Origin of the sequence: Pseudomonas sp. NFIX28, assembly GCF_900107395.1 — a bacterium.
Classification (GTDB): Bacteria; Pseudomonadota; Gammaproteobacteria; order Pseudomonadales; family Pseudomonadaceae; genus Aquipseudomonas.
The window spans coordinates 76332-95043 of sequence record NZ_FNPW01000010.1; the positions used below are offsets into that span (position 1 = coordinate 76332).

At 61.3% G+C, this 18712-nt stretch carries 23 protein-coding genes; 21 read left to right on the forward strand and 2 right to left on the reverse strand.

Annotated features, from left to right (window positions below; genetic code table 11):
* The first annotated feature begins 1 nt into the window (after position 1).
* The 19 genes from BLV20_RS19465 (at position 2) to BLV20_RS19550 (ending at position 15008) form a co-directional block, all read left to right on the forward strand.
* A complete protein-coding gene (locus BLV20_RS19465; RefSeq protein ID WP_092304120.1) occupies positions 2 to 1117 on the forward strand; it encodes a DUF2586 domain-containing protein in 1116 nt (371 codons plus the stop codon).
* A 3-nt stretch (positions 1118 to 1120) separates the two neighbouring features.
* Complete coding sequence (locus BLV20_RS19470; RefSeq protein ID WP_092304121.1) at positions 1121 to 1570, forward strand: phage protein; 450 nt, start codon at positions 1121 to 1123, stop codon at positions 1568 to 1570.
* On the forward strand, positions 1570 to 1782 hold the full coding sequence (locus BLV20_RS19475) for a TraR/DksA C4-type zinc finger protein (protein ID WP_092304122.1): 213 nt from the start codon (positions 1570 to 1572) through the stop codon (positions 1780 to 1782). The genes BLV20_RS19470 and BLV20_RS19475 overlap by 1 nt, the downstream gene beginning before the upstream one ends.
* Positions 1779 to 1985: a hypothetical protein gene (locus BLV20_RS19480; RefSeq protein WP_075117374.1), complete on the forward strand. Its 207-nt coding sequence runs from the start codon at positions 1779 to 1781 to the stop codon at positions 1983 to 1985. Before BLV20_RS19475 ends, BLV20_RS19480 begins: the two co-directional genes overlap by 4 nt.
* Positions 1982 to 2515 (forward strand): lysozyme, encoded by a 534-nt coding sequence (locus tag BLV20_RS19485; RefSeq protein ID WP_092304123.1) that lies wholly within the window; start codon positions 1982 to 1984, stop codon positions 2513 to 2515. Before BLV20_RS19480 ends, BLV20_RS19485 begins: the two co-directional genes overlap by 4 nt.
* Positions 2512 to 2979: a lysis system i-spanin subunit Rz gene (locus BLV20_RS19490; RefSeq protein WP_092304124.1), complete on the forward strand. Its 468-nt coding sequence runs from the start codon at positions 2512 to 2514 to the stop codon at positions 2977 to 2979. The genes BLV20_RS19485 and BLV20_RS19490 overlap by 4 nt, the downstream gene beginning before the upstream one ends.
* 33 nt (positions 2980 to 3012) lie before the next feature.
* A complete protein-coding gene (locus BLV20_RS19495) occupies positions 3013 to 3300 on the forward strand; it encodes a putative phage tail assembly chaperone (RefSeq protein WP_092304125.1) in 288 nt (95 codons plus the stop codon).
* Between the two features lie 23 nt (positions 3301 to 3323).
* Complete coding sequence (locus BLV20_RS32105; protein ID WP_371914329.1) at positions 3324 to 3467, forward strand: DUF6890 family protein; 144 nt, start codon at positions 3324 to 3326, stop codon at positions 3465 to 3467.
* Between the two features lie 5 nt (positions 3468 to 3472).
* Positions 3473 to 5833 (forward strand): phage tail tape measure protein, encoded by a 2361-nt coding sequence (locus tag BLV20_RS19500; protein WP_092304126.1) that lies wholly within the window; start codon positions 3473 to 3475, stop codon positions 5831 to 5833.
* Positions 5833 to 6150, forward strand: a complete 318-nt coding sequence (locus tag BLV20_RS19505; RefSeq protein ID WP_045881029.1) for a DUF2590 family protein — start codon at positions 5833 to 5835, stop codon at positions 6148 to 6150. Before BLV20_RS19500 ends, BLV20_RS19505 begins: the two co-directional genes overlap by 1 nt.
* Positions 6147 to 7319: a baseplate J/gp47 family protein gene (locus tag BLV20_RS19510; RefSeq protein ID WP_092304127.1), complete on the forward strand. Its 1173-nt coding sequence runs from the start codon at positions 6147 to 6149 to the stop codon at positions 7317 to 7319. Before BLV20_RS19505 ends, BLV20_RS19510 begins: the two co-directional genes overlap by 4 nt.
* Entirely contained in the window at positions 7316 to 7840 is a 525-nt protein-coding gene (locus tag BLV20_RS19515) for a phage tail protein (protein WP_092304128.1), read from the forward strand. Before BLV20_RS19510 ends, BLV20_RS19515 begins: the two co-directional genes overlap by 4 nt.
* Before the next feature lie 9 nt (positions 7841 to 7849).
* Entirely contained in the window at positions 7850 to 10336 is a 2487-nt protein-coding gene (locus BLV20_RS19520) for a phage tail-collar fiber domain-containing protein (RefSeq protein WP_092304129.1), read from the forward strand.
* An 8-nt stretch (positions 10337 to 10344) separates the two neighbouring features.
* Positions 10345 to 11055, forward strand: a complete 711-nt coding sequence (locus BLV20_RS19525) for a DUF4376 domain-containing protein (protein WP_092304130.1) — start codon at positions 10345 to 10347, stop codon at positions 11053 to 11055.
* A complete protein-coding gene (locus BLV20_RS19530; RefSeq protein WP_092304263.1) occupies positions 11052 to 11975 on the forward strand; it encodes a hypothetical protein in 924 nt (307 codons plus the stop codon). The genes BLV20_RS19525 and BLV20_RS19530 overlap by 4 nt, the downstream gene beginning before the upstream one ends.
* Complete coding sequence (locus tag BLV20_RS19535; RefSeq protein WP_092304131.1) at positions 11972 to 12520, forward strand: baseplate complex protein; 549 nt, start codon at positions 11972 to 11974, stop codon at positions 12518 to 12520. The genes BLV20_RS19530 and BLV20_RS19535 overlap by 4 nt, the downstream gene beginning before the upstream one ends.
* Positions 12517 to 13221: a hypothetical protein gene (locus BLV20_RS19540; RefSeq protein WP_092304132.1), complete on the forward strand. Its 705-nt coding sequence runs from the start codon at positions 12517 to 12519 to the stop codon at positions 13219 to 13221. Before BLV20_RS19535 ends, BLV20_RS19540 begins: the two co-directional genes overlap by 4 nt.
* Positions 13194 to 14171, forward strand: a complete 978-nt coding sequence (locus BLV20_RS19545) for a hypothetical protein (protein ID WP_092304133.1) — start codon at positions 13194 to 13196, stop codon at positions 14169 to 14171. The genes BLV20_RS19540 and BLV20_RS19545 overlap by 28 nt, the downstream gene beginning before the upstream one ends.
* A gap of 405 nt (positions 14172 to 14576) precedes the next feature.
* Positions 14577 to 15008, forward strand: coding sequence for a DUF4760 domain-containing protein (locus BLV20_RS19550; protein WP_256577836.1), 432 nt, complete (start codon positions 14577 to 14579; stop codon positions 15006 to 15008).
* A 70-nt stretch (positions 15009 to 15078) separates the two neighbouring features.
* Here the strand turns inward: BLV20_RS19550 and BLV20_RS31070 are convergent, their stop codons facing one another.
* On the reverse strand, positions 15079 to 15297 hold the full coding sequence (locus tag BLV20_RS31070; RefSeq protein ID WP_139192720.1) for a hypothetical protein: 219 nt from the start codon (positions 15295 to 15297) through the stop codon (positions 15079 to 15081).
* A gap of 991 nt (positions 15298 to 16288) precedes the next feature.
* Positions 16289 to 16843, reverse strand: coding sequence for a serine acetyltransferase (locus BLV20_RS19555; protein WP_218190307.1), 555 nt, complete (start codon positions 16841 to 16843; stop codon positions 16289 to 16291).
* A 355-nt stretch (positions 16844 to 17198) separates the two neighbouring features.
* On the opposite strand from BLV20_RS19555, the gene BLV20_RS19560 reads away from it, so the two are divergent.
* On the forward strand, positions 17199 to 17978 hold the full coding sequence (locus tag BLV20_RS19560; RefSeq protein ID WP_256577837.1) for a lipopolysaccharide biosynthesis protein: 780 nt from the start codon (positions 17199 to 17201) through the stop codon (positions 17976 to 17978).
* A gap of 188 nt (positions 17979 to 18166) precedes the next feature.
* Positions 18167 to 18628 (forward strand): Lrp/AsnC family transcriptional regulator, encoded by a 462-nt coding sequence (locus tag BLV20_RS19565; protein ID WP_075122096.1) that lies wholly within the window; start codon positions 18167 to 18169, stop codon positions 18626 to 18628.
* Positions 18629 to 18712: the final 84 nt, after the last annotated feature.

The window sequence follows — 18712 nt, forward strand, 5'->3', positions numbered from 1 at the left end:
CATGGCACTCGGACAAGTCAGCGTAAACAATCTCAACCTTGGCCAAGGCGAAGTGACGGAGATCGAACGCTATTTCCTTTTCATCGGCCCCGCGGCCAAGAACGTCGGCAAGTTGCTGGCACTGAACACCGACAGCGACCTGGACGGCGAGCTGGGCCTGCCGGCCAGCGACCTGAAAACCCAAATCACTGCAGCCCGGGCCAATGGCGGCAACCGCTGGGCGTGCCTGGCCGCGCCGATCGGCCCCGAGGGCGAATGGGCCGCCGCGCTGAAAACTGCCCAGGAACAAGGCTTTTCGGTCGAGGGCATTTTCATCACCAAGCCAGTGACCACCGGCGCCGAGCTGGAGGCGATGCACGCTGCAGCCGAGGCGCTGAACAACAAGTACGGGCGCCGCGCCTTCGTCGTTGCAGCATCCGCGGGCCTGCATCCTGTTCAGACCTGGGACGAGTACCTGGTGGAGCAGAAAGCGATCCCCGCCGGCATCGCCGCCCCTCGGGTCGTGCTGGTGAACCAGTTGCACGGCAATGACCTGGGCGTTCTGGCCGGACGCCTGGCCAATGCTGCCTGGAGCATCGCCGATACCCCGATGCGCGTGGCCAGCGGGCCGCTGCTGGGTCTTGGGCCTGTGCCTGCAGACAAGGACGGCGTACCGCTGCCCTCGGCCATTCGCGCCGAGCTGGACAAGGCCCGTTTTTCCGTCTCGCAGACCTACCCGGACTATGAAGGCGTGTATTGGGGCGATGCCAACCTGCTGGACACCGCCGGTAGCGACTTCCAGGTCCTGGAGCATCTGCGCCTGGCGGACAAAGCCGCCCGCCAGATCCGCCCGTTGCTGATCCGTCGTATCGGTGACCGCCGCTTGAACAACAGCCCCAACAGCATGGCCGTCAACACCAATGCCCTGATGGCCCCGCTGCGCCGCATGGCCAAGGCCGCCAAGTTCGCCGGCGAAGTTTTCCCGGGCGAGATCGAGGCGCCGAAAGACGGCGACCTGGTGCTGGTCTGGAAGAGCCGCACCAAGGTTGAGGCCTACCTCAAGATCCGGCCGCTGAACTGCCCGAAAGACCTTACCGCAAACATCGCACTCGACCTTTCCCAGGACGACCAGGAGTAACCCATGGCCAAGATTGGCGGCATGAATTTCGACATCAACCTGGGCGACCTGAAAGTCCACGTTGAAACCGCAACCCTCGATATCACCGACAACAGCGCCGTGGCGCTCACCCGTGGCGTGCCTGACGGTTACGTCGCCGGCGACGTGGCAGCCAGCGGCGAGATGGAGCTGGACACCACCAATTTCAACTTGTTGATGGAGGCCGCCGGCCGCGCTGGCAGCTTCCGCAAGCTGGAGCCGTTCGACGTGCTGTTTTTCGCCAAGACCCCGACCGACGAAGTCCGAGTGGAGGCCTTCGGCTGCAAGGTGAAGATCTCCAGCCTGCTGAACATCGACTCCAAGGGTGGGGAGAAGTCCAAACACAAGGTGCCGTTCGACGTCACCAGTCCGGACTTTATCCACATCAACGGCGTGCCGTACCTGGATGCCACCGAGATCGAGGGCCTGAGCTGATGGTCTGCCCGTTCGACCGCGCCCAAGCCCTGGAACAGCGACAGCGTGACCAGGCGATCGCCGCCCAGCTCGCCCGGGCGCGCTCGACGGGCCCCAGCCTGACCCATTGCGAGGACTGCGACTGCGAGATCCCCCCAGCGCGCCGCGCCTTGGGTGGAATGACCCGGTGCGTACCTTGCCAGACCAGTTTCGAGAAAGGGGGGCAGCGATGAGTGCAAACCAAGCTGCCCAGGACACCGCAATCGCCGTAGCCAAGGCCGCGCCAGCCATAGGCGTGGCCGCCACCGGCGCTACAGGCGCCGTCGATTGGTCGGCGGTCGCCTACATGCTGACCGCACTGTACATGGTGCTGCAGATCGTTCTGCTGGCCCCCAAGTACCGTCAGATGCTGAGCGACTGGAAGGGAAAGCGATGAGCCTGCGTAACAAGATCCTGACGGGCTCAATCGCCTTGGTGCTGAGCAGTAGCACGCTGATGGCGTTCCTGGGCAAGTGGGAAGGCGAAGGCCAGAACGTTGTTTACGCGGACAAATTGGCCCGAGGCCTGCCGACCGTCTGCATGGGCATCACCCGGTACACCAGCCCCTATCCGGTGGTGGTCGGCGACTACTGGTCGCCGGAACGCTGCGCCGAAGTGGAGCAAATGGTGGTCGAGAAGGGCCAGTTGGCCCTGGCCGACTGCCTGGACAACCCACGGATCAGCCAGAACACCTTCGACGCCCTGAGCAGTCATGCCCACAACGTTGGCGTGGCCAACACCTGCGCGAGCCGGGCCGTAGGCCTGGTTAACGCCGGCCGCATCGCTGACGGCTGCAAGGCAATCGCCTGGGCTCCCGATGGGAAAACGCCGGTATGGGCCTTCATCACCGACGCCCAGGGCCACAAGCGGTTTATCCCGGGCCTGCACAACCGCCGGCTGGACGAGATGGGGCTGTGCCTGAAATGACCATTACCCCTTTCCGGTTCGTTCTGGCGGTCTGCCTCACCGCACTGATACCGCTTTTCTGGTTCGTCCAGGTTGTCCAGGAGCGCGACGACGCCCGGCATGAGCGCGACCTGGCGCAAGACGAGCGGGACGGCCTGCGTGAGGCGGCACGCATCAGCGCGGAACGACTGGCCGCCCGTGACGAAATAGACCTCCAACGAACCCAGGAACTGACACATGAACGCAATCAAAACCAGCTGCTGCGGCGTGCTGTTGATGCTGGCAATCAGCGGTTGCTCGTCAACGCCACCTGCGCAGCCAGCGCAACCGCCACTTCCGGAGCCAGCGGCGTGGCTGATGCAGGATCCGCCGAACTCTCTCCAGACGCTCGATCGGATTATTTCACCCTCCGCGATCAGCTCGCCCTCAGCCGGCAAATGATCCTCGGCCTGCAGGACCACGTCCGCCGTGTCTGCAGGCGCTGATTCACACCTTTCAATCCAATAGGAGCAACACCCATGACCGACCGCACCGAAATCACCCTGACCGTAGGCAACGACGACTTCGACTTTGTCGTGGGTCCGGCCGTAATGACCAAGTACATCAACAGCCTGACCCCCGCCAACAAGGTAGCCCCGGGCAACAACCTATTGGTCAACACCGTAGTGCCGGCACAGAAGGACAAGCTCAAGCCACTGTTGGCCAACCCTATGACCGTGCTGCAGATCGCCGGCGCCCTGGTGGAGGAATACGCCCCGACCGTTGAGGTCACCGTAAAAAAGCGCTCGGCCACGCTGAACGCCTGACTGAAGACGGCCTGGGCCAGTTACTGGCCCTCGCCGATCGCTGGCTGCCTGGTGCACCGCCTACGGCTGACACCCTGGGCACAGCCAAATGGCTGGAGGACGAGCACTGGCGGCGAATGGAAATCGCCATAGCCAACGGCATATCACGAGCATTCAACGGTAACTGACACCCATGAGCGCGAAAGCATCCAGCCACCTGGACTTTATCCTGAGCCTGACCGACAAGGTCAGCGCGCCCCTGGCCAAAGTTTCCAAGGGCTTCAACGACCTGGCCGAGCAGGGCGAGAACAACATTAAGCAAATGGGCCTTGGCCTGGGCGGCTTGATTGGTTCGGCCAAAGGCATCACCGAGTCGATGCAGCCTGCGCTGGAGATGAACCGCGCCCTGGGCGAAGTTCGCTCGCTGGGTGTTGCCGAGGACGCCCTGGACGCGCTCAACAGCAAGTCGCTGGAATTCTCGGTGGCCTATGGCGAGAACGCCCAGGAATTCGTCACCTCGGCCTACAAGATCGAGGGCGCGATTAAGGGCCTGGCCGGCTCGCAACTGGCCACCTTTACCAACACCAGCAGCGTGCTGGCCAAGGCCACCAAGTCCGACAAGGAGGTGATGAGCGAGTACGTCGGCACGCTGTACAACCTGCAGAAACAGCAGGCCGACGCCATGGGTAAAAGCCAGTGGGTCGAGAAACTGGGCGGGCAAACGGCCCTGGCCGTGCAGCTGTTCCGCACCAGTGGCGAGCAGATGAAAGAGGGCTTCAAGGAGGCCGGCGCGATCGCTACCGCCGCCGGCGTCGATCTGGCCGAACAGATGGCGGTGATTGGCAGCCTGTCCAGCACCATGGAAGGCGGCGATGCCGGCGGACGCTACAAAGCGTTTTTCGAGAACATCGAGAACGCATCCGAAAAGCTGGGGATGAAGTTCACCGACACCAACGGCAAGGTCATGCCGATGCTGGACATCCTGGCCAAGCTGCAGGGCAAGTTCGGTGATCTGCGCGGCGCTGCAGCCAATGCCAAGCTCATGGAGGCCTTCGGTGGTGAAGGCGCCCAGGTAATCGGCGCGCTGGCTCAGGATACCGACCGACTCAAGAACGGCATAGACAAGCTGGGCAAGGTCCGTGGCCTGGAGCAGGCCGAGAAGATGGCCAAGGCCATGGTGGATCCGTGGCAGCAGTTCGGCGCCGCTGTGCAAGCACTGCGTATTGCCTTCGGGCAAGCCCTGATCCCGATCCTGCAGCCACTGATGGATCGCCTGGTCGGCATCGGCAAAACGCTGGTGTACTGGACTCAGTTGTTTCCGAACATCACCCGCGTGATCGGTATCACCGTGCTTTCCGTCCTCGGCATCGTCGCCGCCATGAGCGCGCTTACCCTGGTTGTGGGCATCAGCAAGATGGTTTGGATGGCCGCGACCATCGCCTGGAACCTGTTCACCTGGGCAGGCTGGCGCAGCATCGCGATGTTCCTCTATCATGCTGTGATGGTGACCGCTTTCGTCGCGGGCCTGGTCCTCATGTACACCGTCATGGGCCTGGTTCGCGTGGCCATGCTGCTTTGGCAGGGCGCTATCTGGCTTGTGAACGCGGCCCTGATGGCCAACCCCATCGGCCTGGTCATTGTCGCCATCGTCGCCCTGGTCGCGGCCGTGGTTGCGATCGTTGCCTATTGGGACGAGTTGACCACCGCGCTGATGAAGACCGCCGCGTTTCAATGGGTCGCTGACCAGGTGCAGGCCCTGGGCGACTGGTTCAGCACCATGGGCGGCTGGACAGGCCTCGCCCGGGCCGCGTGGGACGGCATCGTCTCCGTCTTTCAGAAGGCCATCAATGGCCTGATCGAGATGCTGAACAAGATCCCCGGCGTGAACATCGAAACCCGGTTCGGCGACCTGCCGCAGCCGCCCGACGTGCCGGAGATCCCCGGCCAGGCCGTCCCGATCGGCGTCACTCCAATGAACCAGCAGGCGCTGCAGCCTGTGGCGAAAACCTTGCTGCAGGTACAGCCGCCGGCGCCCCTGGTCACGCCCATGGCTCGCTCGATCGTGCCACTGCCCCCGGTGGCCACGCACCTGGAACAGCCCAAGCCACCTCTGCAGCTGGTCGCACCAATGGCCAACGCGATGTTGCCGCCGGCGGTGGAACGCACAGCCGCCGCCCCAACTGCGCCGGCGCTGAAACTGGTCTCGCCGGTGGTACAGCCGCTGGCCCAGGCGCCGGCCTCGATGCCGGCCCAACCTGAGCCGATCGGCGCCACGCTCAAGACCCTGGCCGCGCTGCCTCAGACGCCCGTCAAGGTCGAGGTGGCCGGGCCGGTGGACCAGGTCGAGCGCAACCGCGAACGCCTGACCCAGGCCGCCCCGAGCCTATCGCCGGCACGCCCTGCAGCAGTGCCCCAGGGCGGACTGCTGAGCAGCATTCAGAGCCATACCCAGAACCAGAACCGAGGCATCCAGGTGCAAAAAGTAGAGATCCACACCAGCAAGCCTCTGACCCCGTTGGAGCTGGAAAACATGATCGACATGGCGGTGGGCTGATGAGCGATTACATAGACCTGCTGATCGTGGGCAACGACCTGGTGCTGGACCCTTCTCGACAGCCGCTGCTGATCGAGGACCGGGCCAGCATCGCCCAGGACATTGCGCACATGATCCGCGAAAGCGGCCTGCTGGTGACCCTGGTTGCCGAGCGCAGCCGCAACCGCCAGGCCGATTGCATCCTGCAGCTGGAGCTGCTGGTGGAGGCTGACGAACGCCTGGTGCCGGGCACAGCCAGGATTACCCAGGACAAGCCGGGCCAGTACCTGGTGACCGCCAAGACCCTGAAATATGGCGCTATCGAGGTGTTTTTGTGAGTAACGTAGATTTTCGCCAGACGCTGATCGATGCCGGCATACCGACTACCGAGAACGACCTGCGTAAGGCCTGGGAAAAGGAAGTGACCGCCCAGGGCAGCAAGCTGAGCAACACCAGCGCTTACTCGCCGTTCTGGCGCCTGGTCACCGCCCTGGTGACTAAGCCGGTCATGTGGCTGATCAATTTTGTCAGCGACACCGTCTTGCCCAACTTTTTTGTAAAGACCGCCGGCGGCCGCTGGCTGGAGATGCTGGCCTGGGCGGTGAACGTCGAGCGCAAGGGTGCGACCAAGACCCGCGGGGCCTTGCTTTTCACCCGAGAAACCACCGGTGGAGCGCTGGAGATGCCCGCCGGCGTGCTGGTGCAGTCCGCCGCAATCAACGGCCATATCTATCAACTGGTGACCACCGAGGACGCGGTTTTTGACGACGGCCTACTGCAGCTGTCGGTGCCGGTGGAAGCTCTAGAGGTCGGCAGCGGCTACAACCTGGCGCCCGGGTACTACGCCATTCTGCCGGAGCCGGTGCCCGGGGTCGCCCAGGTGGTGAACGCTGACGGCTGGATGACGGCACCGGGTGCAGATCCTGAGCCCGATGACCAGCTGCGCCTGCGCACCCGTAACCAGTTCAGCGCGGTGAATCAGTGGCACACCGACGCCGTATATCGGGCGATGATCTCGGCATTCCCCGGCGTGCGGCCGGATGGTGTGTACTTCTTGCACGGTGCGCCCCGAGGCCCAGGCAGCGCCAATGCCTATGTGCTGTTCGATGCCGACGTGCCGGCGCAAACGTTCCTGGAACAGATCAACGCCCATGTGCGCGACGGCGGCAACCATGGCCACGGCGACGATCTGCTGGTCATGGTGATGCCGGAGACACTGCACGCCCTGCGCGTGACCTTCTGGCCACGCCCCAACCTGACCGCCGAGAAGCGCGACGGCCTGCAGGCGGAAATTACTCTCTTCATCCGTGCTGCGTTCCGCGAGAGCACCGCCAGCGACTACCAACCGACGCTGACCTACCCGCAGTCGCGCTTCTCTTTCAGTCGCCTTGCTGAGGAACTGCACCAGGCCTTCCCCAGCATCGAGTCGCTGCACTTCGACAATGACGACATCGTTTCAGAGCTGACTATCCCGCGCATCCAGAGCCTGGAGGTGGTCGCCGCATGATCCGCTTGAGACTGCCGTTTTGGCTCGACGGGCCCGAGCTGGCCAAGCTCAAGGCCGCCGCGCAGACCTGGTGGGAAAAGATCGAGGGCTGGCTGCAGTGGCCGCTGCTGCAGATGGACGCTGAAACCTGCCATTTGACTGTGCTCGATCTGCTGGCCTGGCAACGGGATATCAACCGTTTCAAGGACGAGCCTGAGAGCCTTTACCGCCTGCGCGTGAAATTCGCCTTCATCAACGCCGTGGACGCCGGCAGCACCGCAGGACTCAAACGCATCCTGCACCGCCTCGGCGTGGGTTACGTCGAGATCGAGGAGCGCCTGGAAGGGCGGGATTGGGACGTGGTGCTGCTACGCCTCTCCGACTCGCAGTTGTCGGAAAACCCCGAGTTGCTGCGCGTGCTGATCCAGCAATACGGCCGCACCTGCCGCCGCTATGACTTCGTGACCATCACCCCTGTGACGCTGCGCATTGTCGCGGCTGACTTCAACGACGACCAGCAGACGCTGGTCGCCAGCTTGTAGGAGCCCTCTGTGGCCAGAATTACCCTTGCCGGCGAAAGCCTGATTGCCCAGAAACAGGGCACCCAACAAGTCTTGAACGTTGCCCGATTCATCTTTGCCAACGTCCCAGGGCTGGACCCGCAATCGCCGATCGATCGGGCGGCGCCCAAACCGCCGGCCAACCAGATCATGCACACCTACACGATCCCGCCAGGAAACAGCGGATACGTGAACCCTAACCAGGTGGTCTACAGCTCGATGCTCGGCAGCGATATCGGCGACTTCGACTGGAATTGGCTCGGCCTGGAAACCGCCGAAGACGTGCTGTTCGCCGTGGCCTACGTGCCCCTGCAGCAGAAGCGGCGCAATATTCCGCCGCTACAGCTGGGCAACAACGTCACGCGCAATATCCTGGTCGAGTTCACCGGCGCCCAGGAACTGACCGGCATCACGATTGACGCCAGCACCTGGCAGCATGACTTTACCGTTCGCCTCAAGGGCATAGACGAGCGCGAGCGCCTGAGCAATCGGGACGTGTACGGCCGCGCCTGCTTCTTCGACAGTGGGCTGCAGCTGGAGAAAGTCGGGCAGGTCTATCGGCTCAAGCCTGGCCAGGCGTATATCGAGGGCGTCCGGGTGTTGCTGCCGGCGGCGGTGAACATCACCCCGACCAGCCTGCCGAGCACCGCCTGGCTCGACGTTGCCCTACAGCGTCAATCCAACGACGTGGTGGCCAGCTGGCAGGTCGTGTTCGCGGCCAACAAGGCAGACTACGTGGACAGCGCCGGCGTCCAGCATTACTGCGTGGTCCTGGGCGACCTGACCACCGACGCCATCACCGATCGCCGGATAGTGGAGCCGATCAAGGGGCCGCTGCTGCAGCACCTGGCTGCCCGCGTCGGCACTTATCCAGAGCTGCGCGCCCAGGCCACCACCAAGGACGACGTGGACCTGGGTAACCTGCCCAACGCCAAGAGCGACGACGCATCGAGCAACAGCAGCGAGATCCTGGCCACGACGAAAGCGGTCAACAGTGTTCAGGTCAATGTCGCGGCCCTGGTCGATGGAACCATGCCGGCGGGCAAGGCCAAGCAGCTGGCCACCGCCCGCAAGATCGCGATCAGCGGGGCCGGTACAGGGAACACCAGCTTCGACGGTAGCCAAGACGTGACCCTGGCGCTGACCCTGGCGGACAGCGGCGCGACAACAGGGACGTACACGAAAGTTACGATCGACGCCAAGGGCCTGGTGACCGCTGGCGGGTCGCTTGCTGCTGCTGATATCCCGAACCTGGCCTGGAGCAAAATCACCACCGGCAAGCCTACGACGCTTGACGGCTACGGCATCACTGACGCGATCCCGACCGGTTACACCGACAAGCGCCCGCGACTTTATGCGCCGGCAGCGGGTCGGCAATACGACAAGGGCGCGCTGGAAATCCGCGAAGCAATGCTAGTTCAGGATGCCCAGAACCATATCGACTACGCCCCGCGCATCATGTTTCATTGGGGGACGGTTACCGCTGGCGACCTGGCGATGGATGCCACCGGCGCCCTACTTTGGAATGCCAACACCATCTGGCACAGCGCGAACTTCAACCCGGGGTACAAGGCCGACAAGGCCACGACGTTGGCTGGCTACGGCATCACGGACGGCCTGAAGATCGGCGATTGCGGTCTGGGTTCCAGTGATTCGCAAGTGCCCCCCGCACCCGATGCGTTCAGGCAAAAAGGCGGGTTCAGCACCATCTACGATGCGCCCACCAGTTTTGTCGGGCATGCCTCGGTCGTGACCATGCCCTACGTGGGTGGTGATTATTGCGGGCAAATCGCGATGCAGCAGGGGGTACCGGTACCGAAGATCTTTGCACGCTCAGTCGCGGAAGTAGGCAAGTGGACGCCAACCGTCCAGCTGTGGCACTCCGGCAATCTGGAACCGAATGACATTGTTCCCGCTGGAACGCTGGTCCAGTCCTTCTGCCGAACCGTACCCACCGGCACCTTGCGTTGTAACGGAGCGGCAGTGAGCCGGACCACCTTTGCAGCTCTGTTCGCAACGATCGGCACGCTGTACGGCGCAGGTGATGGGGCCACGACCTTCAACCTCCCAGACACACGAGGGCTGTTCATCCGGGACGTTGACGACGGCCGTGGATTTGACGCCGGCCGGGGTCAAGGAACTTTTCAGGACAGCCAGAACCGGTGGCACGCGCATGCCGCCTCGGCAAGCGAAGCGGGCTGGCACTACCACCCAGGCAGTTATGTCGCCGAAGCGGGTGCACACGTCCACACCGCGCCGCGAGCGCAGAACAACAACGTCGGCGGCGGCAGCCCCAACTTCACCACAGCAAATTATGAGGCCGGCACCACAGCGGCTACCCACGCTGCCGGTGCGCATACCCACGGGCTGGGAATCGTAGGAGATGGCGCGCACACCCACGCGATAGCTATCGCCGGTGACGGCAGCCATGAATCGCGGCCTGTAAACATGGCCTTGTACTCCTTCATCAAATACTGAGGTGCCCGATGGCAAAAACAAAGACGGTCTATCAAACCTCCCCATTGGGTCTATTCACCAGCATTAGCGAGGCCGACGAGTCGCCGCTGGAACCTGGGGTGTTTTTGATCCCTGCTGGCTGCGTAGAAACACCACCGCCACTGATCCCCGAGAATAAGGCTGCCCACTGGAACGGTCAGGCCTGGAGCTTGGTGGACTACTACCAGGGGCTAGTGGTCTACAGCATCACCACCGGCGAGCCACGAACGCTGAATGGTATAGAGCCGATTCCATCGGGCTACACGACAAAAAAACCCGGCCCCGACCAGGTCTGGAAAAACGGCGAGTGGGTGGACGATATTGGCGCGGTTCTGGATTCGCTCTACAGGCAGAAACTGCAGGCGATCAATAGCGGCTGCAGCCAGTACATCAAGAGCGGTTTTACTTCCAGCGCCCTGGGCGCGCCGTACCGCTACAGCAGTGCAATGGACGACCAGTTGAACCTTACCAGCCTGATTATCAGCGGCCTGGACTCCGAATACGCCTGTCTCGACGTTGACCAGGTGCGCGAATTCCGGCCGCACACGGCCCAGCAACTGCGCGAGGTCGGCCAGGACCAGGTGCGCTTTAAACAGGCCGCCCTGCAGCACGCCAACGACTTGAAACAGGCGCTGGAAATCGCTCTGAAAGATAAGAAATTGAAGGCCATGCAGGCGATCGAATGGACGCCGCCGGCATGACCTGGCCAGCCGTATCGATGCGCTGGCCCGAGCAGGCCACGCAATGGATGGGGCAGTTGTCCGCCGCCCAGGATCTGGCCGGTAGCGAGCTGGCCAGCACTGGTCTACGCCTGGCCGGTCTGCAGGGCCTGGCCAGCACCAACCCCGGGCCGGTGGGCAACGCCGCCCAAGGCGCGATCGCCGCCGGACGTGCTGCGCTGTCCGAACAGATGGGCGAGGCGCCGGCCTGCCTGGTAGTCACTCCTTTCCAAAGTGGAGTTGGCCAGGGTCGCGGCTACCAGCGTTTTCTGTCCGCGCCCAATTTGCTGCAGCAGCTGGGCAACAAACTGGTGGACGCGAGCGACCCCGGCCGGCCCGCCCAGGAACAGTACGCCTTGTGCCTGCTGTTCCTGGCCACGCGCTTCGACCAGCTCGCCGCGAGCCTGGCACGCTTCAATGCGCTGCTACCGATGCCGGACCTGGTGCGAACCGAGCGCCGCGCCCGTCACCTGTCGAAGCTGGAGGCTGAAAAGTGGGAGATCTCGACCCCAGGCACGCTGCCGCGCTGGCAGGCGCTGCCCCTGGAGCGCTGCACCGTGTTGAAAGCTGCTCAGCAGTCCATGGCCGGCCAGCTCGCCGTGCTTGAGAGCTACGCGGCCGATGGGTCACCGATGGGCGATCTGGCCGCGCTGGCCAGCCGTAAGACCGCACAGCAGAAGGGCCGCGATCAGCAGCTGAACGACCTGAAAGCCCTACTCACCGGCGGCAGCAGCGACAGCAGCATGCGTGCCCGCCTGATCGGTCCAGGGAATGCGGCCGAGCTGCGCCGCAGGCTTCTGGAGGGAGAGCCGCCCGGGCATGAATGGGTATTGAGTGCCGGCGCGCTGCTGGTGGGCTCTGAAAAGGGCCTGAGCTTCGTTCGTGAATTGGTGGGTCTATGACGCTGCTGCTCGATGGGGAACAGGTGCAGGGCAAGTTCCTGAAAATCACCGCCAACCTGCGCATAGAAAGCGACGACATGTCTGGGCAGACCAGCAACACCGAGAAGGCCCACAAGGGCTTCAAGCCCAAGACCCTGACCGTCTCGCTGACGATCCCGTTTGTCGATCACTCGCAGCTCAGCGACCTGATGCGCCTGGCCGAGGCCACCGCCGGCGGTGGCCAGCTCAAGACCTATAGGGTGGTGAACGACACCGCCGCCGCGTTCGGTATTCGCCAGGTGCAGTTCGCCGAAGGGGTCAGCGCCCGCGAGGACGACACACTCAGCGCCTGGCGGATTCAGTTCACGCTCACAGAGAAGGTATCGAACCCCGAGAAAGTCGAAGGCCGGCGCCCAGGGAACAAGGTCACGGCGCAATCGGGCCCAGGCGCAGCCGTCGGCAGCAGAGGCGGTGCCGAGGGCACCGGCGGCTCTCAAGAGCTTTCCGGCTTCGAAAAGACCCTGAAAAAGCTGGACGACTATATTGGCGGGGTGGGCACGCCATGAAATTGCATAAGGTGTTGGCCGTTGCCGGCCAGCGCTATGTCCTGGTCAAGGACGAGGTGCGCCTGGACCTGAAAAACCCGGGCCGCGCCACGTTCACAATCCAGGCCAGCGCCCCGGTCAAAGGGCTGGTAACGCTCGATATCGGGTACAACGAAAGCACCCTGCAGCGTCACTTTATCGGCTACGTGGAGCGCTGCACCGCCGCCAACAGCGTGCAGCAGGTGCTGTTCTGCAGAGAGGTGGCCGCGATCCTGGGCAACCCGCTGCCGCTGAACCTGCGCCACGTCGATTTACGCGCCGTCCTGGGCGAGATCAGCGAACAGACCGGGCTGCGCTTCCGTGTTCCGGAACGGCCCTATGCGAGCGTCAAGGCCCCGTTTTTCTACAGCCTGGCGGCCGGCTACCAGGCCATGGACAGCCTGGCCCGGGTGTTCAACATCCCCGACTTCATCTGGCAGCAGCAGGGCGACGGCGAAGTTTTCGTGGGCAGTTGGGCGGATAGCTTTTTCGGCGCCCGGCCGTCGCTGGAGCTGCCCGTTGAGCTGTTCGACGGCTACCAGGGCAACCAAAGTGCGATGGTCGCGGCCCTGCCGGGGTTGCGACCAGGTGCAACAATCAACCAGGGCGAGCGCATCACCAACGTGACGCTGGTTCACAGTCAAATGGCGATCAAATGGACGACGCAATCCGTCGCAGCGTAGAGCGGCAATTTCCAGAACTGACCGGCGGCTACCACCTGCCGCGCTTTGCCCGGGTGGTCGGCGTTGCCGATGCGCCGGCGGCTGCGGGGATCTGCGACGACTTCCGGCCGCGCTATGCGGTGGATATCCAGGTCCTGGGCCCGGATGGCGAGCCCGACACGTCGTTGCCAACACTCGCCGGCGTACCGCTGCCATTGCCCACGGGCGGCGAGGAAATGGGCATCTATGCCTTCCCCGAGGAAAACACCACGGTGGTGGTGTGCTTCGCCTACGGGCTGCCGCACAAGCCCTACATACAGACGATTTTGCCGCACGGGCTGAGCATGCCCCGGGTTCCGAAAGGCGACCAGGTCTGGCAGCACAGTGAGGCCTGCCAGCAGCGCGTCGATGCGGATGGCAACTGGTTACGCCAGACCGATGGCAAGATTCAGGACAAGGCGATCGAGCGCGAAGTGGAAGCCCTGGGCAACACTGAGCGCTACCAGAACCACGCGCAGACAATCGACGACCATTCGACCGAGTCAGTAGGTGGGATTAAGACGATCGAGGCGCTGGGCGCGCTCAAGCTGCTGTCGGGCGGATCCGCGAGCCTCGCGGCCGTGGACGATCTGCACCAGGCGACGGGCCGGGATCTCAACTTGGTGGTGGGGCAGAAGCATAACGCCGCGATCGGCGGCGACATGCAGGAACAGATCCAGGGTCTGCGCCGGAGCGTGGCGAATGTTAGCCAGCGCCTGCAGGCGCCAAAAACGTGGATAGGGTCAGAAGGCGTGAATCTGTTTCAGGTGGTGTGCGAAACGCTAGACTTGCTGCAGCAGATGAACACCCAACTGGCAATGCACACACACGTACCGGGTCCTACCCCCAGTTCTGCTGATGCGAAGACATTTGTGGGCAACGCAGCGAAAGCAACAATGCTCTATGGACAACTGAAAACAATAACCCTATGAAATCAAAAAGCTTTCATGCCGAGCAAATTCCCATTCGGCCCCTATCGCTCGCTATCGAAAACTGGGAACGATTTCTCTGAAAAACCGTCTACTCTATGGAAACGGGGATTTGGGGGCTCAGTAAGCCTCGGAGGAAAGAGGCTAAGGGCTTGTTGACTGGCATCAAGCCAGTGCTATATAACGCACGCTCAAATTCGAAACCTCAGAAAAGCACAAGGAGAGGGATAAATATGAACGTATTGTCCGTACGAGCCAACGAAGAGTACGAAGGCTTCTAAACCGCTGCTTACAGATTCTGAATGGAGACCATTGGTCTCCATTTTTTATGGGTAAATCAAAAAAATGGATATTTGTACGTCGGTTACCTCACAGCTTGCGTCTGAGGCCTTTCGAAATTTACTGCTCATGACCGGCGTGCTGGTTGCTATTATTTCAGTCATCAAGGTGCAGTCGACTGCCAAGAAGAAACAAACAGCTGACCTGATGTTTGGATGTCGAATGGATGAGCAGCTGCGCCTGGGCAATGAGATGGTCGCTGCAATGCATGACCCGGCTGGATCAATCAAAGACTTGCTGCAGCCTGAAAAGGCGGATGGCGATGAAGCCCGCTCAGTAAAGTACGTCCTGAATCATTGGGAACGAATCTGTGTCGGCATCAACGAAGGTATTTATCACGAAGAAATGCTTCGTCAGGCAAATCGGACGAACGTTGTGACTTTATATCGAAAGGCCAAACCATTTATCGACGCAGTCCGACACCAGACCGGAAAGCAGACGTTCTACAAAGACTTCGAAAAGCTTGCATTGAAGTGGGAAAAAAAACCTCTCAAGGTTTAAGTACTTTTGCCCTACTGAAAAGCCCCGCCATAACTGGGGGGCTTTTTTTCAGCTACAGACCGCTTTCGTATCAGGAACGACTGTTGGCCAACGCCCTTCCGAGAGCCTCTGCAGCAGCGGTACGCTCTTCCGCTGTCCGGCCCTCTATCAGCGCTTCACGTAAGGCAACGATTGCTTCGGCACCAGTTGCATAGCCAAGACCACGAGCCGCACCTGATCGCTCCTCAGCCGTTCGACCATCTTTCAGGACACTAATCAAGGTCGCGATAAGTCCTCTTTCATCAATCATCGTTACATCCTCTTGTCTAATGGGTAGATGCTACGGCATCCATCAGCCGTGCGGCAAAGACCACTGCGCTTTAGAAACTCTCGATCAAAGAAAAATAGAGCAGAAATGCACTTATCCCCCTCCCGCCGGCGGGCTTTGTGTCCCTTTTTTGTGCAAACCAGTGGGGTGGTGCAAACCAAGCCCTAGCCCAGGCCCGCCACGGGGTCTGTAAGGCGTTTGGCAACTGCATGGCGTGTAAGGTTGTGCAAAGAAATGTCATGCGCTTTCACAGCGTGCTGTGGCGTCCTGGGTCAGCCTGAGAAATCCCCGGGCACCGGCCCGCCTGGGCGGGAGTCTGGAAAACAGAAGTAGACCGCAGTTTTCAAAATCAGCGCGGCTCTAGAAGTTGTGTATCAGGTCGGGTTCGGTCAGCCCTCGACGAGGAGCTGAAAGCCAGGCAGGCTGGGGACTGCAGCCCAATTATTGAGCCGGCGAGAATTGCACAGCACGTCATCGGGCTCAGAAGGCATGAGACAACGGGACGGACAAACAATCCTGGATCGGGTGAACAACACTCTAACCGCCTGCCAATGTCCACAAAGTGTCCACACCCGTTCGACATACCCACCGCCAATAAACCCAAATATCCCTTTAAACATTGGCCATAACCGCAACACCCAATGATTACAGGTGTTTTATTAGGGCTCATAATCCTTTGGTCCACGGTTCGAGTCCGTGTGGGCCCACCACCTTGAAAGCCGCGCATTGCGCGGCTTTTGCGTATCTGGCAGATGGGCTCCGTTCATCCAGGTTTCGATCAAAACTGCTGAAGCGCGTACAAAATGTCCACGTTGAAATATTCAGGGCTGGAATTGACGGCATCCGGGCCTGAAACGAGCCTGATCCTGCGCCAGGATCGAATCCCATAGCCTGGCATTTTTTATATCCAGGCCGTGATTGCTTAAGTTTGAAGTTGTCGTATTAACAACCTAACAAAGCCCGTTGAAGTTCTTTACTTCTGATTGATTATCGCTACGTGCCGGGTATAGCAAGTGCTGTTATCGGGAATGTCCTTATTGATAAAGGCCATTGCGCCGATGGTTACATTGTCCCCAATGCGTATGTTGTCGCCGATGATGCAAACGTTGGCGCCCAACTCAACATTGTTACCCACATAGATCAGCCCTTTCTGGCCACTGGCTCGCACGCCGATAGTCGTGTTTTGGCGAATAAACAGGTTTTCGCCTATTCGCGCCGCATCCGCGATGACTATTCCGACGCGGTGAGCGAAGCTCAGGCCGGGGCCAATCTCTGCCGCCAGCATGATATCGATCCCATGGGTACGAACTAAGCTGGCGTGAATTCGCCGGGCCATCTTGGGGTAGTTAAAAATTCCTTTCGGACGTCGATGAAGATGCTGTGCCAGTCTGAACCAGAACAAATAATGCTCTTGTTCTTTCTGACGAAGGCGCCGATACATCCTTTTGAAGTTGAAGTTCTTTTCCTCACCGCCCATGACTTCGATGCGCCAGAATCTCTTGAGACTCTCCCAATCCATGTATTCCACTTGCAACTCTCTCCGGGATAGACCCGCGAATTGTAACGCACCTGAAATAATGCCGACGAATCGGCAGAGGCCAGGCGCCGCATGAGAAATCGGCGCTGCATCAGCCGCTGGGAGATGACATCATTGTCGTCTGGGATCAGCCATCTGGCGGTCGACAAGGCGGCAGAGCCTCCAAAATCGACGCGTTGCACAACTATTAAAACCGCTGATGGTCATAGCTGCGCGGAAGTCGTGCGTGATGCCTGTTTGGCCCTAGACTGCGTTTTAAATTGCGGGAGGTTGTTCTTCCCCCGTCATGTACAGCACCTAAGCCACCCCCTAATAATCAGAGTGGCCTGATGATTCGGACAAGCACATGGAAGTAGTACCCACGGCGCCTTCGCCTGGCCAGGTAACGGGGTTCGCCCGTTGCCGAAATATTCAGCAAGGCCCTGTTTTCATCATTGCATCCGGTAGTTCCGCAAAGGACTTTCCCATCGAAGCCTTTGCGAACATCCCGATGATCACCATGAACGGGGCCATCTCGATGTTCCGGGGGACCGCTATACGGCCCTTTTTCTATGCCTGCACCGACTCCAGCTTCCCCCTCCAGCAACCCGAACTCTTCGCCCAGGCGATGGCTGTCAGTCAGCGGGTGGCGCTTTGGGAAGAAAATGCGCGGACCAGCCAGCCCAGCGGCGAGCTGTATCTGCTGAAGAAAGTACCGCGACAGACCTGGAAGGAACGCTTGTTCGGGAGCCACCGCGATCTGGTTCGCCCTCCCCTGCTCAGTGGTAACAGGAGCCGGACCATCGGTTTCAGCAAGAACCTCGAGCTGGGTTATTTCGACGCCCGCACGGTGGCTTATCTGGCGCTTCAGCTGGCCTATCACGCCGGTTTCAACACAGCGATCCTGGTGGGAGTCGACCTGACTCCTGCCATGGGGCGTTTTTATGAAACAACGGATGCCTTCAAGTCGCCTTGCGGCCTGGACCAGCATCTGCAATCGCGGATCCTGCCGTCCTTGAAGCTGATGTCGGACAAGGTCATGGGCAAGGATTTCGCGGTGTACAACCTGTCCCCCACGTCGAGCATCCCGACCTCGATCATTCCCAAGATCAGCCTCGACGAACTCGACAAGCTGGTTAATCGCTGAGCTTTCCATGCTCGGACAGGCGGTATGCGCCCACAAGAAAACCGCGCCCTGCGCGGTTTTTCTGTAAGGCCGGGATCAGCCTGGCCGTCGTGGCGCCGCCGCAGCCAACAGCCGACGCCATGCCACAAGCATCGCCTGGAGCAAGCCTGTAACATGCTCGGCCACCGTTGCCCGCGCCGGAGCTCACCTTGTCTGACAGCCGCCCTCCCGTCCTCGACGAAATCGACCGCCAATTGATCGCGGCCCTGCAGATCAATGCCCGCGAAAGCGTGGCCATGCTCGCCCGGCAGCTGGGGATCGCCCGCACCACCGTGACCTCGCGCCTGGCGCGGCTGGAAAAGGCCCGGGTGATTACCGGTTACGGCGTGCGGCTGGGCCAGCGGGTCATCGATGGCGGTTTGCAGGCTTACGTGGGAATCAAGGTGCAGCCGCGCTCCGGCAAGGAGGTGCTGCGGCGCCTGAGCGCCATGGCCCAGGTCCAGCAGCTCTGCGCGGTGAGTGGCGAATTCGATTATGTCGCCTGGCTGCGCACCGACTCGCCGGAACAACTCGACCAGTTGCTCGACCAGATCGGCAGCGTCGACGGCGTGGACAAGACCACCACCTCGATCATCCTCAGCAGCAAGATCGACCGCGGACAGCCCGTCTGAAGCTTCTCCAGGCGCGGTAACCCGATTGCGGGCGCTTCGCGCTCGATCGCAGCCTTTTGGCAGCGGCTACAGAAAGCCGCTCGT